Raw genomic sequence first — 15,933 nt, forward strand, 5'->3', positions numbered from 1 at the left:
TTTATTACAACTCCACGATGTGTCCCGACCGATTAATTTTAAGAATGGAGACTGAAACAAATAAAGTAGTAACTCCGGCAGTTAAATATTTTTATTTCTTTTAACCATTTTTTGTCATCACAAGCATACTCCTCAGCAAATAAAGAATGCTGGTGCGTGAGGATGGCAATTTTATTTATTCGCTGCCAAAAGGAATTGTGACGCCAAGCCACGGAATTCCGATAAGGCCGCCGGCATCGACAAGGGGACGGAACAACCCAATATCGAGAGCGAAAGATTCTGGAGCCCATCGAATACCCGCAGAAATGATTCCACTCTCATCCACACCCGGGACAAAATAATTCTCAGTCAGCAGATAAAATTTACGTCCGGTTCGTATCAATCCACTGATATTAATAACCGGCGTGTTCGAGATGTCACTGCCTGCATATCCGTAACCCAGAGATACACTTAGGTTTCTATCGCGATTTCCAAAAGTTCCAACACCGTATAAAATCCCAAGAGCTTCCGTATCTGCTCCCACAATTCCACCAATCATTGCTCCACCACCTAAGTATAGCTTTTCTGCAACAACAGGAATCGAAACTTTCGGTAAAAGCCAAACTGGAGTTTCTCCAGTTCCAAAAAGAAACAACGGAACTAAGCCTCCGCCAATAGAAAGGTTATCCGAAATTCCATAGTTCACATTATTAAACAAAACCCATGTGTTTTGGTAATACCCCTTGCCTTTCCGTAGGCTAATGGCATTTGGAGAGAAAAAGTATCTTGTAGACTGTGGATTTTCGAACCAGTACCCACCATTCTTGATTCGATCGGCACTAATTTTTTCTATGCTTTCAATGTTTACCCGCTCAATGGTCACCCGGCTCAGGGACTCCGTTTGTAAAGTTATACTTTTATCATCTTCAGAAATCAACTCCCCGACAAATGTTTCGTTCTGTACCGTAATAACTTTATAAAATTCCGGTTGATTTTGGGCCTGCAATCTACCGGCATTCACGATACAAAGAAGACATAAAAAAAGTAAAAACAGTCGTTTTTTCATGATATGAAAAGGCAATTGAGAATTTAACGGAGAATAAATTTTACACAATTAATTCATCACTTTCTAAGTAAAATGCGTTTATCCGGTTGAATGCTACTCATGGAAGCTTTCCCTCAGAAAGTTTGAACTTATGATAGGCAGAATCCTTTTTCAAGGTTAATACGATGTGTTCCTCCCGCTTCTAGGGCACTTTATTGACATGAATCATGAGTCCGCACCCGAGCTATTTGTCTCTCAATTTTTTTTAGGATCGACTACTTATGGAGATATAAATCTGATAGGGCAACAGAGTAAATGGAAAAGATATTAAAAAAGAAAAGGCCAATCTCCCGATCGGCCTTTTGATCTCTTTATGTAATAAGCTTTATATAGATGATTAGCTTTTGATGCTCTGAATATTACTAATTTTTTTAAGTAAGCTTTCCTGATGGTTAATACTCTCCAGCATCTCTGAGAGTAAACTGCAAAATATCCAGATCAAAAGCTTAATTATGAATGAAATTTAACCAAGGTTAGAAAGTCCTATAAGAACCTAGTAATTTCCTCCCAATTAAGATGTAATTCCAATCATCAGGGAAGTTCGGTTTCGCCCATAAGGTAGCGGTCGCATTCACGGGCGGCTCCGCGTCCTTCATTAATTGCCCAAACGATCAGGCTTTGTCCCCGGCGCATATCACCGGCCGCGAACACCCCATCTACACTGGTGTGATAATCCCCATGCTCTGCTTTGGCATTGGATCGCTCGTCGCGTTCAACTTCAAGCTGTTCCAGGACTGGACTTTCAGGTCCCAAGAATCCCATTGCCAGCAGTACGAGGTCAGCCTCCCAAACTTTTTCGGTTCCCGGAATTTCACGAGGAACTTTGCGACCGTCTTCATTGGTTTTCCATTCAATCCGAACGGTATGCAATTCCTTAACATTACCTTCTCCGTCACCTACAAACTTTTTGGTCATAACCAAGTATTCCCGGGGGTCGTCCCCAAACTCAGCCTTGGCTTCTTCCTGGCCGTAATCCAGTTTGTAGATACGAGGCCATTCGGGCCACGGATTATCTTCTGCCCGATCCTCGGGAGGTTGGGGTAAGATCTCGAATTGAGTGATGCTTTTGCAATCATGACGCATAGAGGTGCTTACACAGTCTGTTCCCGTATCTCCACCGCCAATGACAATGACGTCTTTATCTTTTGCAGAGATAAACTCATTCTTGTGCTCATCATCGAGGAATTTTTCGACGTTGGCATGGAGAAATTCCATTGCAAAGTGAATGCCGTCCAATTCACGTCCTTCTATTTCGAGATCTCTTGGGTTGGTTGCCCCACCAGCCAAAATAACGGAATCGTACTCTTGATTGAGTTCAGTAGCATGAATATCCGTACCTATTTCAGTTTCTGTAACGAAATTCACGCCTTCCTCAGTCATTAGGTCGACCCGGCGTTGGACGACAGATTTCTCTAACTTCATATTGGGGATGCCATACATAAGCAGACCGCCAATGCGTTTATCCCGTTCGTAAACCGTTACATTATGTCCTGCCTTGTTGAGCTGATCGGCAGCGGCTAATCCCGCAGGACCAGATCCCACAACAGCCACTTTTTTGTCGGTACGCTCTTCAGGGGGATTTGGTTGCATCCATCCTTCCTCATAACCTTTGTCAATAATGGCCTGCTCAATACTTTTTATAGCAACGGGAGGATCAATAATGCCAAGAACACATGAACCTTCGCAGGGAGCCGGACAGGCACGCCCGGTAAATTCAGGAAAATTGTTTGTTTTGAGAAGACGATGCAGCGCTTCCTTCCACTTGCCTTTATAGACCAGGTGATTCCATTCCGGAATAAGGTTTTTGACAGGGCAACCCATGGTTGCTCCATTTTTAGCTTCCCCGGTCTGGCAGAAGGGAATACCACAGTCCATACATCGGGCGCCTTGTTCTTCGAGCTCTTCCTCACTTAAAGATTCATGGAGCTGATCCCAATCTTTGGTTCGCTCTTTGGGATCTCTTTTCGGATACGGTTTACGTTCGAACTCCATGAAACCGGTTATTTTACCCATAATATTAAATCTATATTATTACAATATTCTTTATTTACTGTTGTACAATGAAATCGATTAGATGATTATCTGTTCTGCAGAAAGGCTTCCATTTCGGCTTCATCTTTGTCGAGTCCTTTTTCTTCGGCCTCTGTAATGGATTGCTGCATTTTTTTGAAGTCTTTGGGCATAACCTTTACAAAACGATGAATCATTTCATTCCATTTGCCCAATACTTTCCAGCCCCGGTGACTATCGGTGTATTCTGCGTGTCGGCGGATCATCTCATAGACTTGTTTAATCTCATCCTCGTCCTGCAGGCGTTCCAGTAATACCCGGTCGGTATTGCATTTTTTATGGAACTGTTGATTGAGATCAAGGATATAGGCTATTCCACCCGACATCCCGGCTGCGAAATTACGTCCTGTTTCACCAAGAACGACTACACGTCCTCCGGTCATATATTCACAGGCGTGATCTCCTACAGCTTCAACCACAGCATGGACGCCACTATTACGGACACAGAAACGTTCTCCCGCTTTTCCACGGATATAAGCCTGTCCTTCAGTAGCACCGTAAAATGAGACGTTTCCGACAATAATGTTTTCCGCCGGATCAAATCGGGCATTTTTAGACGGGTAGAGAATAAGCTTACCCCCAGAAAGACCTTTGCCAAAGTAATCATTGGCATCGCCTTCCAGTTCAAGTGTCATTCCATTTGGTATAAAGGCGCCAAAACTTTGTCCCGCCGAACCATCAAACTTAATGTGGATGGTATCTTCGGGAAGACCTTTTGCCCCGTATTTACGTGTAATTTCACTGCCCAGTATAGTACCAACAACGCGGTTGGTGTTTTTGATGGGCAAGGTGGCGCGTACACTTTTACCGTCCTTAAGGGCTGGTTGTGAAAGATCCATAAGGGTCTGGATGTCCAACGCGTTTTCCAGCCCGTGATTTTGGGTTCTTGTGCGTCGAATACCAACACTTTTATCAACATCGGGCTTATGAAGTACCGGCGATAAGTCGAGATATTTGGCTTTCCAGTGATCGGTATCCCGTTGATAAAGCTTGTCGGTACGACCAATCATCTCGTCAACTGTGCGGAAACCTAATTTTGCCATATACTCGCGCAAGTCCTGGGCCATAAACTTCATGAAATTGACCACATACTGGGGATCGCCGGTAAATTTCTTACGCAGTTCGGGATCCTGAGTGGCAATACCCACGGGACAGGTATTTAAGTGGCATACACGCATCATGATACAGCCGAGCGTAATGAGAGCACTGGTGCCAAATCCAAATTCCTCGGCTCCCAGAAGTGCAGCTATAGCAATATCGCGTCCGGTTTTAATCTGTCCATCCGTTTCGAGTTTGACCCGGCTTCGCAGATCATTCAGAACCAGGGTTTGATGGGTTTCTGAGATTCCCAGCTCCCAGGGCAAGCCAGCGTGTTTGATACTGGTTTGCGGAGAGGCCCCGGTACCCCCATCGTGGCCGCTTACGAGAATAACATCAGCATGTCCTTTGGCAACCCCGGTGGCAATAGTACCTACGCCCACGGCCGCTACCAGCTTCACATTGATGTCGGCATTTTTGTTAGCATTCTTCAGGTCATGAATTAGCTGAGCAAGGTCTTCGATAGAGTAGATATCGTGATGCGGTGGTGGCGAAATAAGTCCCACTCCCGGAGTTGAAAACCGTACATCGGCAATCCATGGGTAAACCTTTTTGCCGGGAAGCTCGCCGCCTTCACCGGGCTTGGCTCCCTGTGCCATTTTAATTTGGATTTCATTGCTGTTAGTCAGGTATTCGCTGGTTACACCGAAGCGACCAGAGGCAACCTGTTTAATGGCACTGTTTTTTGAATCGCCATTGGGTTCCGGGGTAAAGCGTTCGGGATCTTCGCCGCCTTCACCGGTATTGCTTTTTCCTCCAATGCGATTCATGGCAATGGCCAATGCTTCATGCGTTTCCTTACTAATTGATCCATAAGACATAGCACCAGTTTTAAAGCGCTTACATATGCTCTCAACCGATTCAACTTCTTCAATAGGAATAGACTGCGATTCATCAATATCAAAGTCCAGCAAACTCCGCAGGGTGGGAGGCGGATCGAAATGATCATCTATTAAACTGGCATACTCTTTATAGAGTTCATAGTCTCCATTTTTGGTAGCTAATTGAAGCGTATGGACCGTTTCTGGATTATATGCGTGATATTCACTGTCTTTTCGCCATTTATAGGCCCCGCCCTCATCGAGTACCTGTCCATTTGTGCGATATTTAGGATAGGCCTGCTGGTGGCGAAGCTTGGCCTCTTCGGCAATCGTATCCAAACCGATACCTTCAATACGAGAGTCGGTCCAGGTGAAGTACTTGTCGATCAGTTCTTTATTCAGGCCAAGCGCTTCGAAAATTTGGGCGCCTCGGTACGATTTAATCGTTGAGATACCCATTTTCGACATCACTTTTACAATACCTTTAAGAACGGCTTTGTTATATCCTTTTTGTGCCCGCTTGAAAGAAAGATCAAGGTGACCCTGTTCAATAAGGTCATGGATACTTTCGTAAGCCATATATGGGTTTACCGCCTCTACGCCATATCCGAGCAGCGTACAGAAATGGTGTGTTTCCCGGGGCTCACCCGACTCCAGTACTAACCCAACGTCCGTTCTGTTTCCTGAACGAATGAGATGATGATGCAGTCCTGCTACAGCCAGCAGCGCCGGAATAGGAGCTTTCTGGCGATTAAAGTTTCGATCAGAAAGAATCAGGATGTTAACTCCTTCTTCAATAGCGGCATCGGCCGCGGCAAAAAGTTCATCCAGTGCTTTTTCCAGGCCATCACCTCCTTTATCGACATCAAAAAGGATGGGAAGCGTTTTGCTTTTGAATCCTTCCAGATCAATATCCTTGAGCTGGGTAATTTCCTCATTCTTAAGTATGGGGGACTTTAAACGTATCTGCCGGCAGTTTTCCGGAGAAACATCCAAAATATTCCCCTGCGATCCTAAAATAGTTTCGGTAGAAGTAATGAGCTCTTCCCGTATGGGATCTATCGGTGGATTGGTAACCTGTGCAAAAAGTTGTTTAAAGTAATTATAAAGCAGCTGCGGTTCATTGGAGAGTACGGCAATAGGGGCATCATTTCCCATAGCGCCGACCGGTTGCAGCATGTCTTCGGCCATCGGACCTACATTCACATTAAGGTCTTCATAAGTATAGCCAAATACTTTTTGTCGTTGGATAATCTCATCATGCTCAGGGGGTGACTTCTTTTCTTCCTCGAAAGGAATATCATGGAAGTCAACCATATTTTCATCCAACCACTCTCGGTAGGGGTGCTCACGGGCAATTTCATGTTTGATTTCTTCGTCACTTTTTATGCGCCCTTCCTCTGTATCAATGAGGAGCATGCGACCCGGCTGCAGGCGATCTTTGTATACCACATCTTCTGGTGGAATATCAAGCACGCCTACCTCCGAAGAAAGGACAACCATGTCATCGCTGGTCACATAGTACCGGGAAGGACGGAGTCCGTTCCGATCCAGCGTAGCTCCCACAATTTTTCCATCTGTAAATGCGATAGAAGCAGGGCCATCCCATGGTTCCATCAGGCAGCTGTGGTATTCATAAAAAGCTTTCATCTCGTCGTCCATGCTTTCATGTTTTTCCCAGGGCTCGGGAATCATCATCATCATAGCATGAGGTAGAGAACGTCCGCTTAGTAAAAGGAATTCCAGGCAATTATCAAATTTTGCCGAGTCACTTCCATCCTCCTGGATAATAGGCGTAATCTCATCCAGGTCTTCATCAAAAAGATCGGTTGAGAGCTGAGCTTCGCGAGCGTGCATCCAGTTTTGATTCCCCCTCAGCGTGTTAATCTCACCATTATGGATAAGATAGCGGAAGGGATGCGCCAGTTTCCAGTTGGGGAATGTATTGGTACTGAAACGAGAGTGTACCAGTGCGAGTGCCGACTCCATACGGGGGTCGGATAAATCAGGATAAAAAGCTTTCAGCTGAGTAGACGTCAGCATCCCTTTATAGATAAGGGTGCGTGAAGAAAGGCTCGGAACATATACGAAATCCTTTTGATTAAGATCACTTTCTTCAATTCGCTTGGATATTTTACGACGAATGACATACAGCTTTCGCTCAAAATTAAGTTGGGTTTCGATATCCGGGTTTCGGCCGATAAACAACTGACGGACCGATGGTTCAGAATCTTTAGCAGATTGTCCCAGGTAAAAGTTATCAGTGGGGACCTTACGCCATCCGAGTACTTCCTGTCCTTCTTTACGGACAATATCTTCAATTACTTCTTCGCAGGCCAGGCGGTCTTCTCGTTCTTGTGGCAGGAAGATCATGCCTACCCCATATTGGCCGCGGCCCGGCAGGTCAATACCCAATCCCCTGCAGGATTCGGTCAGAAATTTGTGTGGTATTTGTATTAGAATTCCGGCACCGTCTCCGGTATTGCTTTCACTTCCGGTAGCACCACGGTGGTCAAGATTGTGAAGCACGGTAAGTGCTTGGTTTATAATCTTGTGCGATTCTTTACCCTTGAAATTTACTACAAATCCTATGCCGCATGCGTCATGTTCGTGGCGGGATTGATATAAACCCTGATCTTGAAACATGTTATGTCTAATTTAGTTTGTTTTGATGGAGGTGAAATGATTGATTGCTAAAAAATAATAACCCTTAAGTCAGCGATTTTGCTGTTTTGACAATATCACTAAGAACGCCCGCAGCCGTCACTTCCTTACCTGCTCCGGGACCTTGGATAATTAAAGGTGTTTTGTTATAAAAATCAGAAATAATTTGAATTAGATTATCAGTGCCTCGAAGTTGCCCGATAGGGGAATCTACCGGTACTTTTTGAACACCTATTTTGATAGTACCATTAGTTAACAGGGCAGTATGGCGGAGTGTCTTATTTTCTTCTTGTGCTTCTTGCATCCGCTGTTCCCAGTAATGATCATATTCTGCTAATCGGTTTAGAAATGTTTCTCTGTCAACATCCGCAAGCTCGTCAGGTATAAGTGATTCAACCTGTAATTCATTGCGTTCAATCTTATATCCAAGGGTTCGGGCCAGTGTCAGAAATTTTCTGGCTACATCTTCCCCGGATAGGTCGTCACGCGGATCAGGTTCTGCATATCCGAGTTCGCGTGCCTTGACGGTAGCTTTACTAAACGGTACGCCCTCTTCCAGTTGATTAAAAAGATAAGTCATGGTACCTGATGCAACTCCCGATATTTCCTGAATCTGATCACCGCTATCCAGCAACTTTTCAATAGTAGAAATAACGGGGAGGCCAGCTCCGACAGTCGTTTCATATCGGAAATAGGCATTATTTTTCTTTGCCTCGGCTTGTAACTTATCGAAAAATGATTGTTCAAAAGTATTGGCCAGTTTGCTGGGAGTCACAACATGTATGCCGTGTGTAAAAAGTTTAGGATATAATCTTGCTACTTCTTCGCTTCCGGTAGCATCTACAAAAATCAGGTTGTGGCGGAATGGCTGGATAAGTTTATCCAATAAAATATTCCAGTCGGTTTCTGATGCATCCGACCAGTCCAGGTCAGAATTAATATTCAGACCCCGGTCATCCCAAAGGGCATATCGGCTGTTGCAGCTTCCCAGTAAGCGGAACTGGTGCTTGTCGGTATCCATTGTCTGGAGCTTGTTAAGTAGTGTTTGTCCAACAGCTCCGGTACCGGCAATAAAGAGATCAATCGTTGTTCGATGATGCTGCAGGTAATCATTTAACAAGCGGGCGGCGCGACGAGCTTCATCTTCTTCAAACAGGAAAGAAATAAAACGTTCATCTCTATTTCTGTTAATATGAAGCGGTCGTAGATTGTTAGAAGCTAAAAGGTTCCAAATTCGTTCGGTTAGCTGTTCATCCTGGAAGTGATTACTGAATTTTTTGACCTTATAAATATCTTTCTTCGGCTCTAGCGTTATGTCTTGCTTTTCTGCCCATTTTTGGAGCCGGTCTTTATGTTTTTCATACAGCGATTGTCGCAGTAAAAAACGGGCCGGTTCAAATGCAGAATTTCGATTATAGGAAAGTGCTTCGGAGTCGGGTTCTTCCTGCAGCCACTGTTCCAGATTTTTCAGCAAGTTGTAGCTATACTGGTCATCGGTCTGGAGGCGAATAAAAGGTCCCGTCACGGTAATTGTTTTAAAAGAACCATTAGATTTGTGCGTAGCATTAATACGAGTTCCCGGATGAGACGGATTATAACTGTTTTTAACAAGAATTGAGGTATCCTTGTCATTTAAAGGGCGAATGGTTTTGGGATGGATCACCTTGGCCCCATGAGCTGATAATTCACCAATATCAGTAAAACTGAGTTCTTCAATAGGTTCGGCAGTAGGGACCCATCGTGGGTCAGCTGTCAGTACTCCATTTACATCGGTCCAGATTTCCAGTTGATCTGCATTAAGGGCATCAGCAACAAGTCCGGCCGTATAATCAGATCCCGACCGCCCCAATGTAGTGATACGTTGTTGCGCATCCGAACCGATAAAACCGGTGACCACCGGAATGGCATTTGATTCCTGGAGAAATTCACGCACCAGCTTACGGGTGGAGTCGGCCTGCACGTTCGCCTGTCCAAAGGTGGAGTCTGTTTTAATAAACTGATAAGCCTCAAAAGCCTTGCCAGGGAGTCCCTTGTTAGAAAGGGTAGCGGCAAATATATTTGCGGAAGCGCGTTCGCCAATTGATAAGATACGATCTTTCCACGCCCGAAAGTCAGAAGTTTTCAACTGCACATCATCAATCGTTTGGCGAAGTTCTTCAAAAAGATTTAGCAGTTGTTCGCGGCGGGGATCGGTGGGGTCTGCAAGCTGATCGTACAGATCCAGATGTTTCTGCTTTAATTTATCGATTTTGCTATCGATAGTCACAGTATCTTTATCCCCTTCCGTCAATTCAATGAGCGCATCTGTGACCGTTTCGACCGCAGAGACAACTACCACAGGCATTACCGATTTGGCACGGTCGATTACAATTTGGGTGGCCTGTTCAATAAAAGCTTTGTTCTGCAGCGAGGTACCACCAAATTTCAGGATATGTTTTGAAGAGGATTTCTTCATTGCTGAGGATAAATCGTCGATGTTGGTTTTTCAGTTAAAAAAGGTACCAGAATATTATTGAGTTGTTCAAATTCAATAAGAAACGCATCGTGTCCGTGTTCTGATTGTATCAGCCGGTAACGGCCATTGGGTAACAAATCAGCCAGCTCCTTCTGCTCCTGTACCGGATAAAGCAAATCAGTATCGATCCCTACAACCATAACCGGAATATCAATCTTACCCAGAACCTGTCTATATGAGGAGCGATTCCGAGCGATATCGTGTGAATCCATCGCTTCTGTAAGTCGAACGTATGAAACAGCATCAAAGCGTTCTACCAGCTTCTTGCCCTGGTAGTTCAAATATGATTCTACCTGGTATTGATCCGTTTCCGGTTGGGGTTCTCGTCCAAATTTGTTTTCATAATCGGCATCGGTTCTATAGCTGATCATTGCAATCATGCGGGCCAATCCAAGTCCTTCTTTGGGAGGATGTTCTTCCGAGTAGTAGCCTTCTTTCCAGTTGGGATCGTTGTAAATGGCTTGTCGCTGGGCATGGCTAATTCCAATTGCCCAGGGGCTGTGAGCTTTTCCCATGCCGATGAGAACAGCTGATTGCGGTCTGTCATCCATAATGGCCCATTCCAAGGCCTGCATTCCGCCCATTGAACCACCGATTACCATCTCTATACCGGTAATTTGAAGTTCATCCATTAATCTTTGCTGCAGTCGAACCATGTCGCGTATCGTAATTGTCGGGAAGTCCGCCCGATATGGTTCGCTCGTTTCCGGGTTGATACTGGTAGGACCGCTGCTACCGTAACAGCTGCCCAATACATTGGGACAAATAATAAAATGTTGTTGGGGATCAAGTGTTTTTCCTTTACCCCAAATACCTTTAAACCATTCATCAGCTGCCGTATTACCGGTTAACGCATGGCATACAAGTATAACATTGTCACGGGTTTTATTAAGCTCACCCCAGGTCTGGTAAGCCACTTCCGGTTTGGAAATAGCTGAACCCGATTCGGTAACAAAAGGTTCTTTAAACTTATATTGCTGTATGCCTTTACTCATAACTTTGTATCGCTGTCAGACAGATCTAAACAGTTTAGTCAATTTAACACATTTTAATTAACGAAATTAATACTGCCTTGAACTGGGACGGGATTTTGTATAATGTCCAAAACCGGACAGTTTTTGAAGGAAATTTCTTTAAGCTGATTTAATTTTTCTTGATCCTTCTCATCTGTTTCAATTTCAGTCGATAATTCAACATTCTTAAAGCCTGCTCTTGCATCGTCTGATAAATTTAGAAATCCTTGCAAATCTAAATCTCCAGTCGCTTGAACCGTAACAGACTTTACCTCTATTCCAAGTGCCAGCGCATGTGCTTTAATTACAATTTCCTGACAGGCAGCTAATGCACCAAGAACGTATTCTACCGGACTCGCCCCCAAGTTAGTTCCGCCCAGACTTTCTGGCTCATCTGAAATAAAATGAAAATCACGGATATTGACCTTTGATTGTAAGCCCTGTTCCAATTTTGATTCGGCTTTAAAAGTTACATCCGCATTTTTAGGGTTGCCTTTTATATCTTTGGCCAGTGTTTGTACCGCCTTGATGATATTTTTATCAAGACTGTTTTTTTCTTTAACAGTGCTCATAAGTTGATAATAAATGTTATATATGGCCTTACAGGGATTCCTGCAAGGCACATATGATGTATTGAGTCCTATTTTATTTTTTTGAAGGATTCTTCAAAGTCCTCGATGATATCGTCAATATGTTCAATACCAACAGATACCCGGATGAGATCTGGTTTCACGCCACTGGATGCCTGTTCTTCATCACTCAATTGCTGGTGCGTGGTTGATGCAGGATGGATAACCAGCGTTTTGGCATCTCCAACATTCGCCAGGTGGCTGGCAACTTCCACGTTTTCAATGAATGTACGGGCAGCATCAAATCCACCTTTGACACCAAAGGTGAGTACAGCTCCAAATTTGTCATCGTTTAGATATTTTTTTCCACGCTCATGATACGGATGATCTTCGAGTCCGGTGTAATTGACCCAATCAACAACATCTTGTTCCCGCAGCCATTTAGCCAGTTTTAGCGCATTTTCACAATGCCGCTCAGTACGTAGTGACAGCGTTTCAAGACCTTGCAGCAGCAGGAAGCTGTTAAAAGGCGAAGGTGCCGATCCAAAATCGCGCAGGGCCTCTACACGAGCACGAATAGCAAACGCAATATTTCCAAAAGGTCCGTCGGGACCAAAGGTTTCCCAAAAATTAAGTCCGTGATAAGCCGGTGAAGGTTCCGTAAAAAGCGGGAAGTTCCCGTTACCCCAGTCAAAGTTACCGGCATCTACAATCACGCCGCCAATGCTGGTACCATGTCCGCCAATCCACTTGGTAGCCGATTCCGTAATAATATTGGCACCATGTTTTATTGGCTGGCAAATAGCTCCGGCTGCTCCAAACGTATTATCTACAATCAGTGGAATACCGTGCTTTTGGGCAATTTCGGAAAGCCCTTCAAAGTCAGGTACATTTCCCCGGGGATTCCCGATCGATTCTACATAAATACCTTTTGTATTTTCATCAATTTCTGCCTCATAGCTTTCAAGGGTATCTTCTTCAACGAAGTTTACATCAATACCGAGACGAGGGAGTGTTACTTTAAACTGGTTGTAGGTTCCTCCATACAGAAAAGGAGTAGATACGATATTGTCACCAGCCTGGGCGATAGTAGCAATGCTCATAAACTGTGCCGATTGTCCGGAGGCAGTAGCAACTGCGGCAGCACCGCCTTCCAGTGCAGCTATACGTTTTTCAAAAACGTCGCTGGTGGGATTCATGATCCGGGTATAAATATTTCCGAACTCTTTTAATGCAAAAAGTGTAGCGGCATGTTCAGTATCATCAAACTCATAAGAGGTTGTTTGATAGATCGGAACCGCCCGTGATCCTGTAGTTGGATCGGGTTCTTGTCCTGCATGTAGTTGCAGCGTCTCAAATTTTAGATCGCGTTCTTCTTTAGTACTCATGGTGTTATATATTAAGCGTTAGATGTTGATTTTTCTTTCGGTCGAATGAGAAATTGATGATCTACTTTAATGCAACGATTTTGATAAAGTTCAATACCGGATCCCTTTAGTTTTTCTTCTTCTGCCGGTTGGTCGCCCGTGCCCAGCTGTAACCAAATGGCCCTGGGTTTGGGATCCAGTTCCATGGCTTGGTCAACTGCTTTCGGCAGTACGTCCGGAGGTAAAAAGACATCCACTACATCAATAGGAAACGGAATGCTTTTGAGGTCCGGATAGGATTTTTCGCCCAAAATCTCATCTGCCTTTGGATTTACCGGCACAATATTATATCCGGCATTTTTGAGATAGCGTCCGACAAACTGGCTATCCTTATGAAAGCTGCGGGAAAGTCCGACAATGGCAATGGTCGTAGCCTCCTCCAGCGTCTTTTCGGCACGGTCGGTTTCGGCATTAAGTGCCTCGGTTGCCCGCATCTTTTCATCGTACCAGTTGTTAAAAGTCGTACGCATTACCGCTTGTTATTTATGTATCAATTTCAAAAAATCATTAAATCAAAAAAGCCCCTTTCGAAATCTGCCGGTAGTCGTCGGGAGAAGATTTCGAAAGAGGCTTATGTTAATTTTACCTTTTATGGTAACCTCTCGCTTATCTTCCTCCGAGCTACCGGAGCAGGATGTAGCACCTAACCTTGGCGCTAACGCACCAAGCGGTTGCTAAGGCTTCTTCGGGCCTGATCCCTCAGCCTTTCTTGATAAGATCATTCACTAAATCAAAAAAGCCCTTCGGGATTTTCCGAAGGGCTTTTTAAACTGTCTCAAGAATGAAACAAATTAGTCCTTCGGATGTGTATTAGGCATACATAGCCGTATAATGCACATCCAGCAGGCAATATGTTTAATAATTTGTTTCATAGGTCGTTTTTAATTTCAAGCCTAACATAACTTATTTTCGTAAATCTTACAAATGTAAAGATCAATTGTTCCCATTGACCGACTCCTCGTTGGATATGCGCTCTGTATCAATATAGAAGTTGGGATCTGTCTTGAAATCTTTTCCTTTGTCTACCTTTGTTATTTTCCAACGGTTAGATACCGGATAGATAAAATAATAATCTCCTTTACCCTCGGCTATCTTCAGTGGCATATTGAAATGCGAAATGTCTGCTTTCCATCGGTAGTGCAGGCGATTTAGATCATCAATATAGTATTGGAAAACCGGAATGCTCGCATAATGCAGGTACTGGTCAAACAGATCATCCAGATCTTTGCCCGACTGTTCTATAATATACTTCTCAACTTGATCAGCAGTTACAATTTGATGACGGAAATCCCGGTTGATTCCCCGGAGAATTTCTTTCCAGGTAGAATCATTGTCTACAATCTGGCGAATAGTATGGAGCATATTATGTCCTTTATAATACATGTCCCCCGACCCTTCATTATTAAGTCCGTATTGACCGGTCACGGGCTCCCGGTTCTCAATGTTAGCGCGTAATCCAATAGTGTATTCCCGTGCGGCTTCTTTTCCAAAGCGACATTCGGTATAGATAGATTCCGAATAACTGGTAAAGCCTTCATGGACCCACATATCGGCAATGTCATTGGTTGTGATATTGTTGCCCCACCATTCATGAGCAGCCTCATGGATAATGATAAAATCCCATTTAAGTCCCCAGCCGGAACCGGAAAGATTCCGGCCCATATATCCGTTTTGATATTGATTCCCATAGGCTACCGCACTCTGATGCTCCATGCCCAGGTGAGGCGTTTCTACCAGCTTAAAGCTGTCTTCATAAAAAGGATAAGGTCCAAACCAGTCTTCAAAACAGCGCATCATCGGTTTAACTTGCTGGAATTGTTTCTTTGCTTTGTCGAGATTTTGTTCCAGAACCCAATAGCTGAGATCGAGCGTGCCGTCTTCGCCATCAAAGATTTCGCTAAAGTTTACATAATTGCCGGCATTAACGGCGATATTATAGTTATTAATGGGATTGGAAATGAACCAATGCCAAGTGGTCATGCCATTATCATGCCGAGTGGTATCTCTTAATCGACCATTCGAGACATTTTTAATTTCATCAGGCACCGTAATATTGATGCTCATACTGTCGGGCTCGGCGGACTGGTGATCTTTATTTGGCCACCAGACGCTGGCACCAAGTCCTTGGTTGGCAGTAGCGATCCAGGGATTGCCGAGTGAATCCTGTGCCCATATAAAGCCGCCATCCCAAGGTGGATTTTCAGCTACTTTCGGTTTTCCCTGGTAATATACGGAAAGGGTGTAAAGCGAGTCTTTTTGCAGATTATTAGGCATATTCACAAAATAAGCGTAGCTATTCTTTGCACGCTCATAGGATAATTCTTCCCCATCCTGCTTAATCTGATCAATTTTCAAGGGGTCCTGCAGATCAACTTGCAGCCGGGCAGGTTGATCGGTGACACGATAGGTAATATTATTATATCCACTGATCGTTGAATCTTCAGGCATAACGGCCACATTCAGATCATAATAGACCACTTCCCACCAGGCGCGCTGTGGCGTGATGGATCCCCGGAGACTGTCGGCTTGAGTAGCAAGTACGCCGGAGTTCTGAGCGGTAGCCGGCAAGGTTATGGCTGTAATAAGTAACAGTAGGAAACTGCAATACAGAACTATAGAGATATTTTTCATGAAAATTTTAGTATGTCAGTCAAATAATATTTGATAAAGAG

The 15,933-nt window shown here is 44.2% G+C and carries 9 protein-coding genes and 1 riboswitch; all 9 genes read right to left on the reverse strand.

Annotated features, from left to right (window positions below):
• Positions 1–175: 175 nt before the first annotated feature.
• The 9 genes from ABEB05_RS09740 to ABEB05_RS09780 all read right to left on the reverse strand — a co-directional run bounded on the left by ABEB05_RS09740 (position 176) and on the right by ABEB05_RS09780 (position 15,892).
• Positions 176–1,045, reverse strand: coding sequence for a hypothetical protein (locus tag ABEB05_RS09740; protein ID WP_265789707.1), 870 nt, complete (start codon positions 1,043–1,045; stop codon positions 176–178).
• Positions 1,046–1,615: 570 nt separating this feature from the next.
• Positions 1,616–3,097 (reverse strand): glutamate synthase subunit beta, encoded by a 1,482-nt coding sequence (locus tag ABEB05_RS09745; protein ID WP_265789708.1) that lies wholly within the window; start codon positions 3,095–3,097, stop codon positions 1,616–1,618.
• A gap of 65 nt (positions 3,098–3,162) precedes the next feature.
• The gene (gene gltB, locus ABEB05_RS09750; protein WP_265789709.1) at positions 3,163–7,719 is read right to left on the reverse strand and encodes a glutamate synthase large subunit; all 4,557 of its coding nucleotides are present in this window, start codon (positions 7,717–7,719) and stop codon (positions 3,163–3,165) included.
• A 64-nt stretch (positions 7,720–7,783) separates the two neighbouring features.
• Entirely contained in the window at positions 7,784–10,192 is a 2,409-nt protein-coding gene (locus ABEB05_RS09755; protein WP_265789710.1) for an aspartate kinase, read from the reverse strand.
• Positions 10,189–11,247: a homoserine O-acetyltransferase MetX gene (metX, locus tag ABEB05_RS09760; protein ID WP_265789711.1), complete on the reverse strand. Its 1,059-nt coding sequence runs from the start codon at positions 11,245–11,247 to the stop codon at positions 10,189–10,191. The genes ABEB05_RS09755 and metX overlap by 4 nt, the downstream gene beginning before the upstream one ends.
• 53 nt (positions 11,248–11,300) lie before the next feature.
• On the reverse strand, positions 11,301–11,837 hold the full coding sequence (locus ABEB05_RS09765; RefSeq protein ID WP_265789712.1) for an OsmC family protein: 537 nt from the start codon (positions 11,835–11,837) through the stop codon (positions 11,301–11,303).
• 68 nt (positions 11,838–11,905) lie between these two features.
• Positions 11,906–13,222, reverse strand: coding sequence for an O-acetylhomoserine aminocarboxypropyltransferase/cysteine synthase family protein (locus ABEB05_RS09770; RefSeq protein ID WP_265789713.1), 1,317 nt, complete (start codon positions 13,220–13,222; stop codon positions 11,906–11,908).
• 11 nt (positions 13,223–13,233) lie between these two features.
• A complete protein-coding gene (locus ABEB05_RS09775) occupies positions 13,234–13,731 on the reverse strand; it encodes a CoA-binding protein (protein ID WP_265789714.1) in 498 nt (165 codons plus the stop codon).
• 133 nt (positions 13,732–13,864) lie between these two features.
• Positions 13,865–13,980: riboswitch (SAM riboswitch) on the reverse strand.
• 214 nt (positions 13,981–14,194) lie between these two features.
• Entirely contained in the window at positions 14,195–15,892 is a 1,698-nt protein-coding gene (locus ABEB05_RS09780; RefSeq protein ID WP_265789715.1) for a M1 family metallopeptidase, read from the reverse strand.
• Positions 15,893–15,933 lie beyond the last annotated feature (41 nt).

The sequence above is a fragment of the Fodinibius salicampi genome (assembly GCF_039545095.1).
In the GTDB taxonomy this organism is placed as follows: Bacteria; Bacteroidota; Rhodothermia; order Balneolales; family Balneolaceae; genus Fodinibius; species Fodinibius salicampi.

Coding starts and splice junctions, on each gene's coding strand:
- ABEB05_RS09740 (WP_265789707.1), bottom strand. CDS start 1,045: ATGAAAAAACGACTGTTTTTACTTTTTTTATGTCTTCTTTGTATCGTG.
- ABEB05_RS09745 (WP_265789708.1), bottom strand. CDS start 3,097: ATGGGTAAAATAACCGGTTTCATGGAGTTCGAACGTAAACCGTATCCG.
- gltB (WP_265789709.1), bottom strand. CDS start 7,719: ATGTTTCAAGATCAGGGTTTATATCAATCCCGCCACGAACATGACGCA.
- ABEB05_RS09755 (WP_265789710.1), bottom strand. CDS start 10,192: ATGAAGAAATCCTCTTCAAAACATATCCTGAAATTTGGTGGTACCTCG.
- metX (WP_265789711.1), bottom strand. CDS start 11,247: ATGAGTAAAGGCATACAGCAATATAAGTTTAAAGAACCTTTTGTTACC.
- ABEB05_RS09765 (WP_265789712.1), bottom strand. CDS start 11,837: ATGAGCACTGTTAAAGAAAAAAACAGTCTTGATAAAAATATCATCAAG.
- ABEB05_RS09770 (WP_265789713.1), bottom strand. CDS start 13,222: ATGAGTACTAAAGAAGAACGCGATCTAAAATTTGAGACGCTGCAACTA.
- ABEB05_RS09775 (WP_265789714.1), bottom strand. CDS start 13,731: ATGCGTACGACTTTTAACAACTGGTACGATGAAAAGATGCGGGCAACC.
- ABEB05_RS09780 (WP_265789715.1), bottom strand. CDS start 15,892: ATGAAAAATATCTCTATAGTTCTGTATTGCAGTTTCCTACTGTTACTT.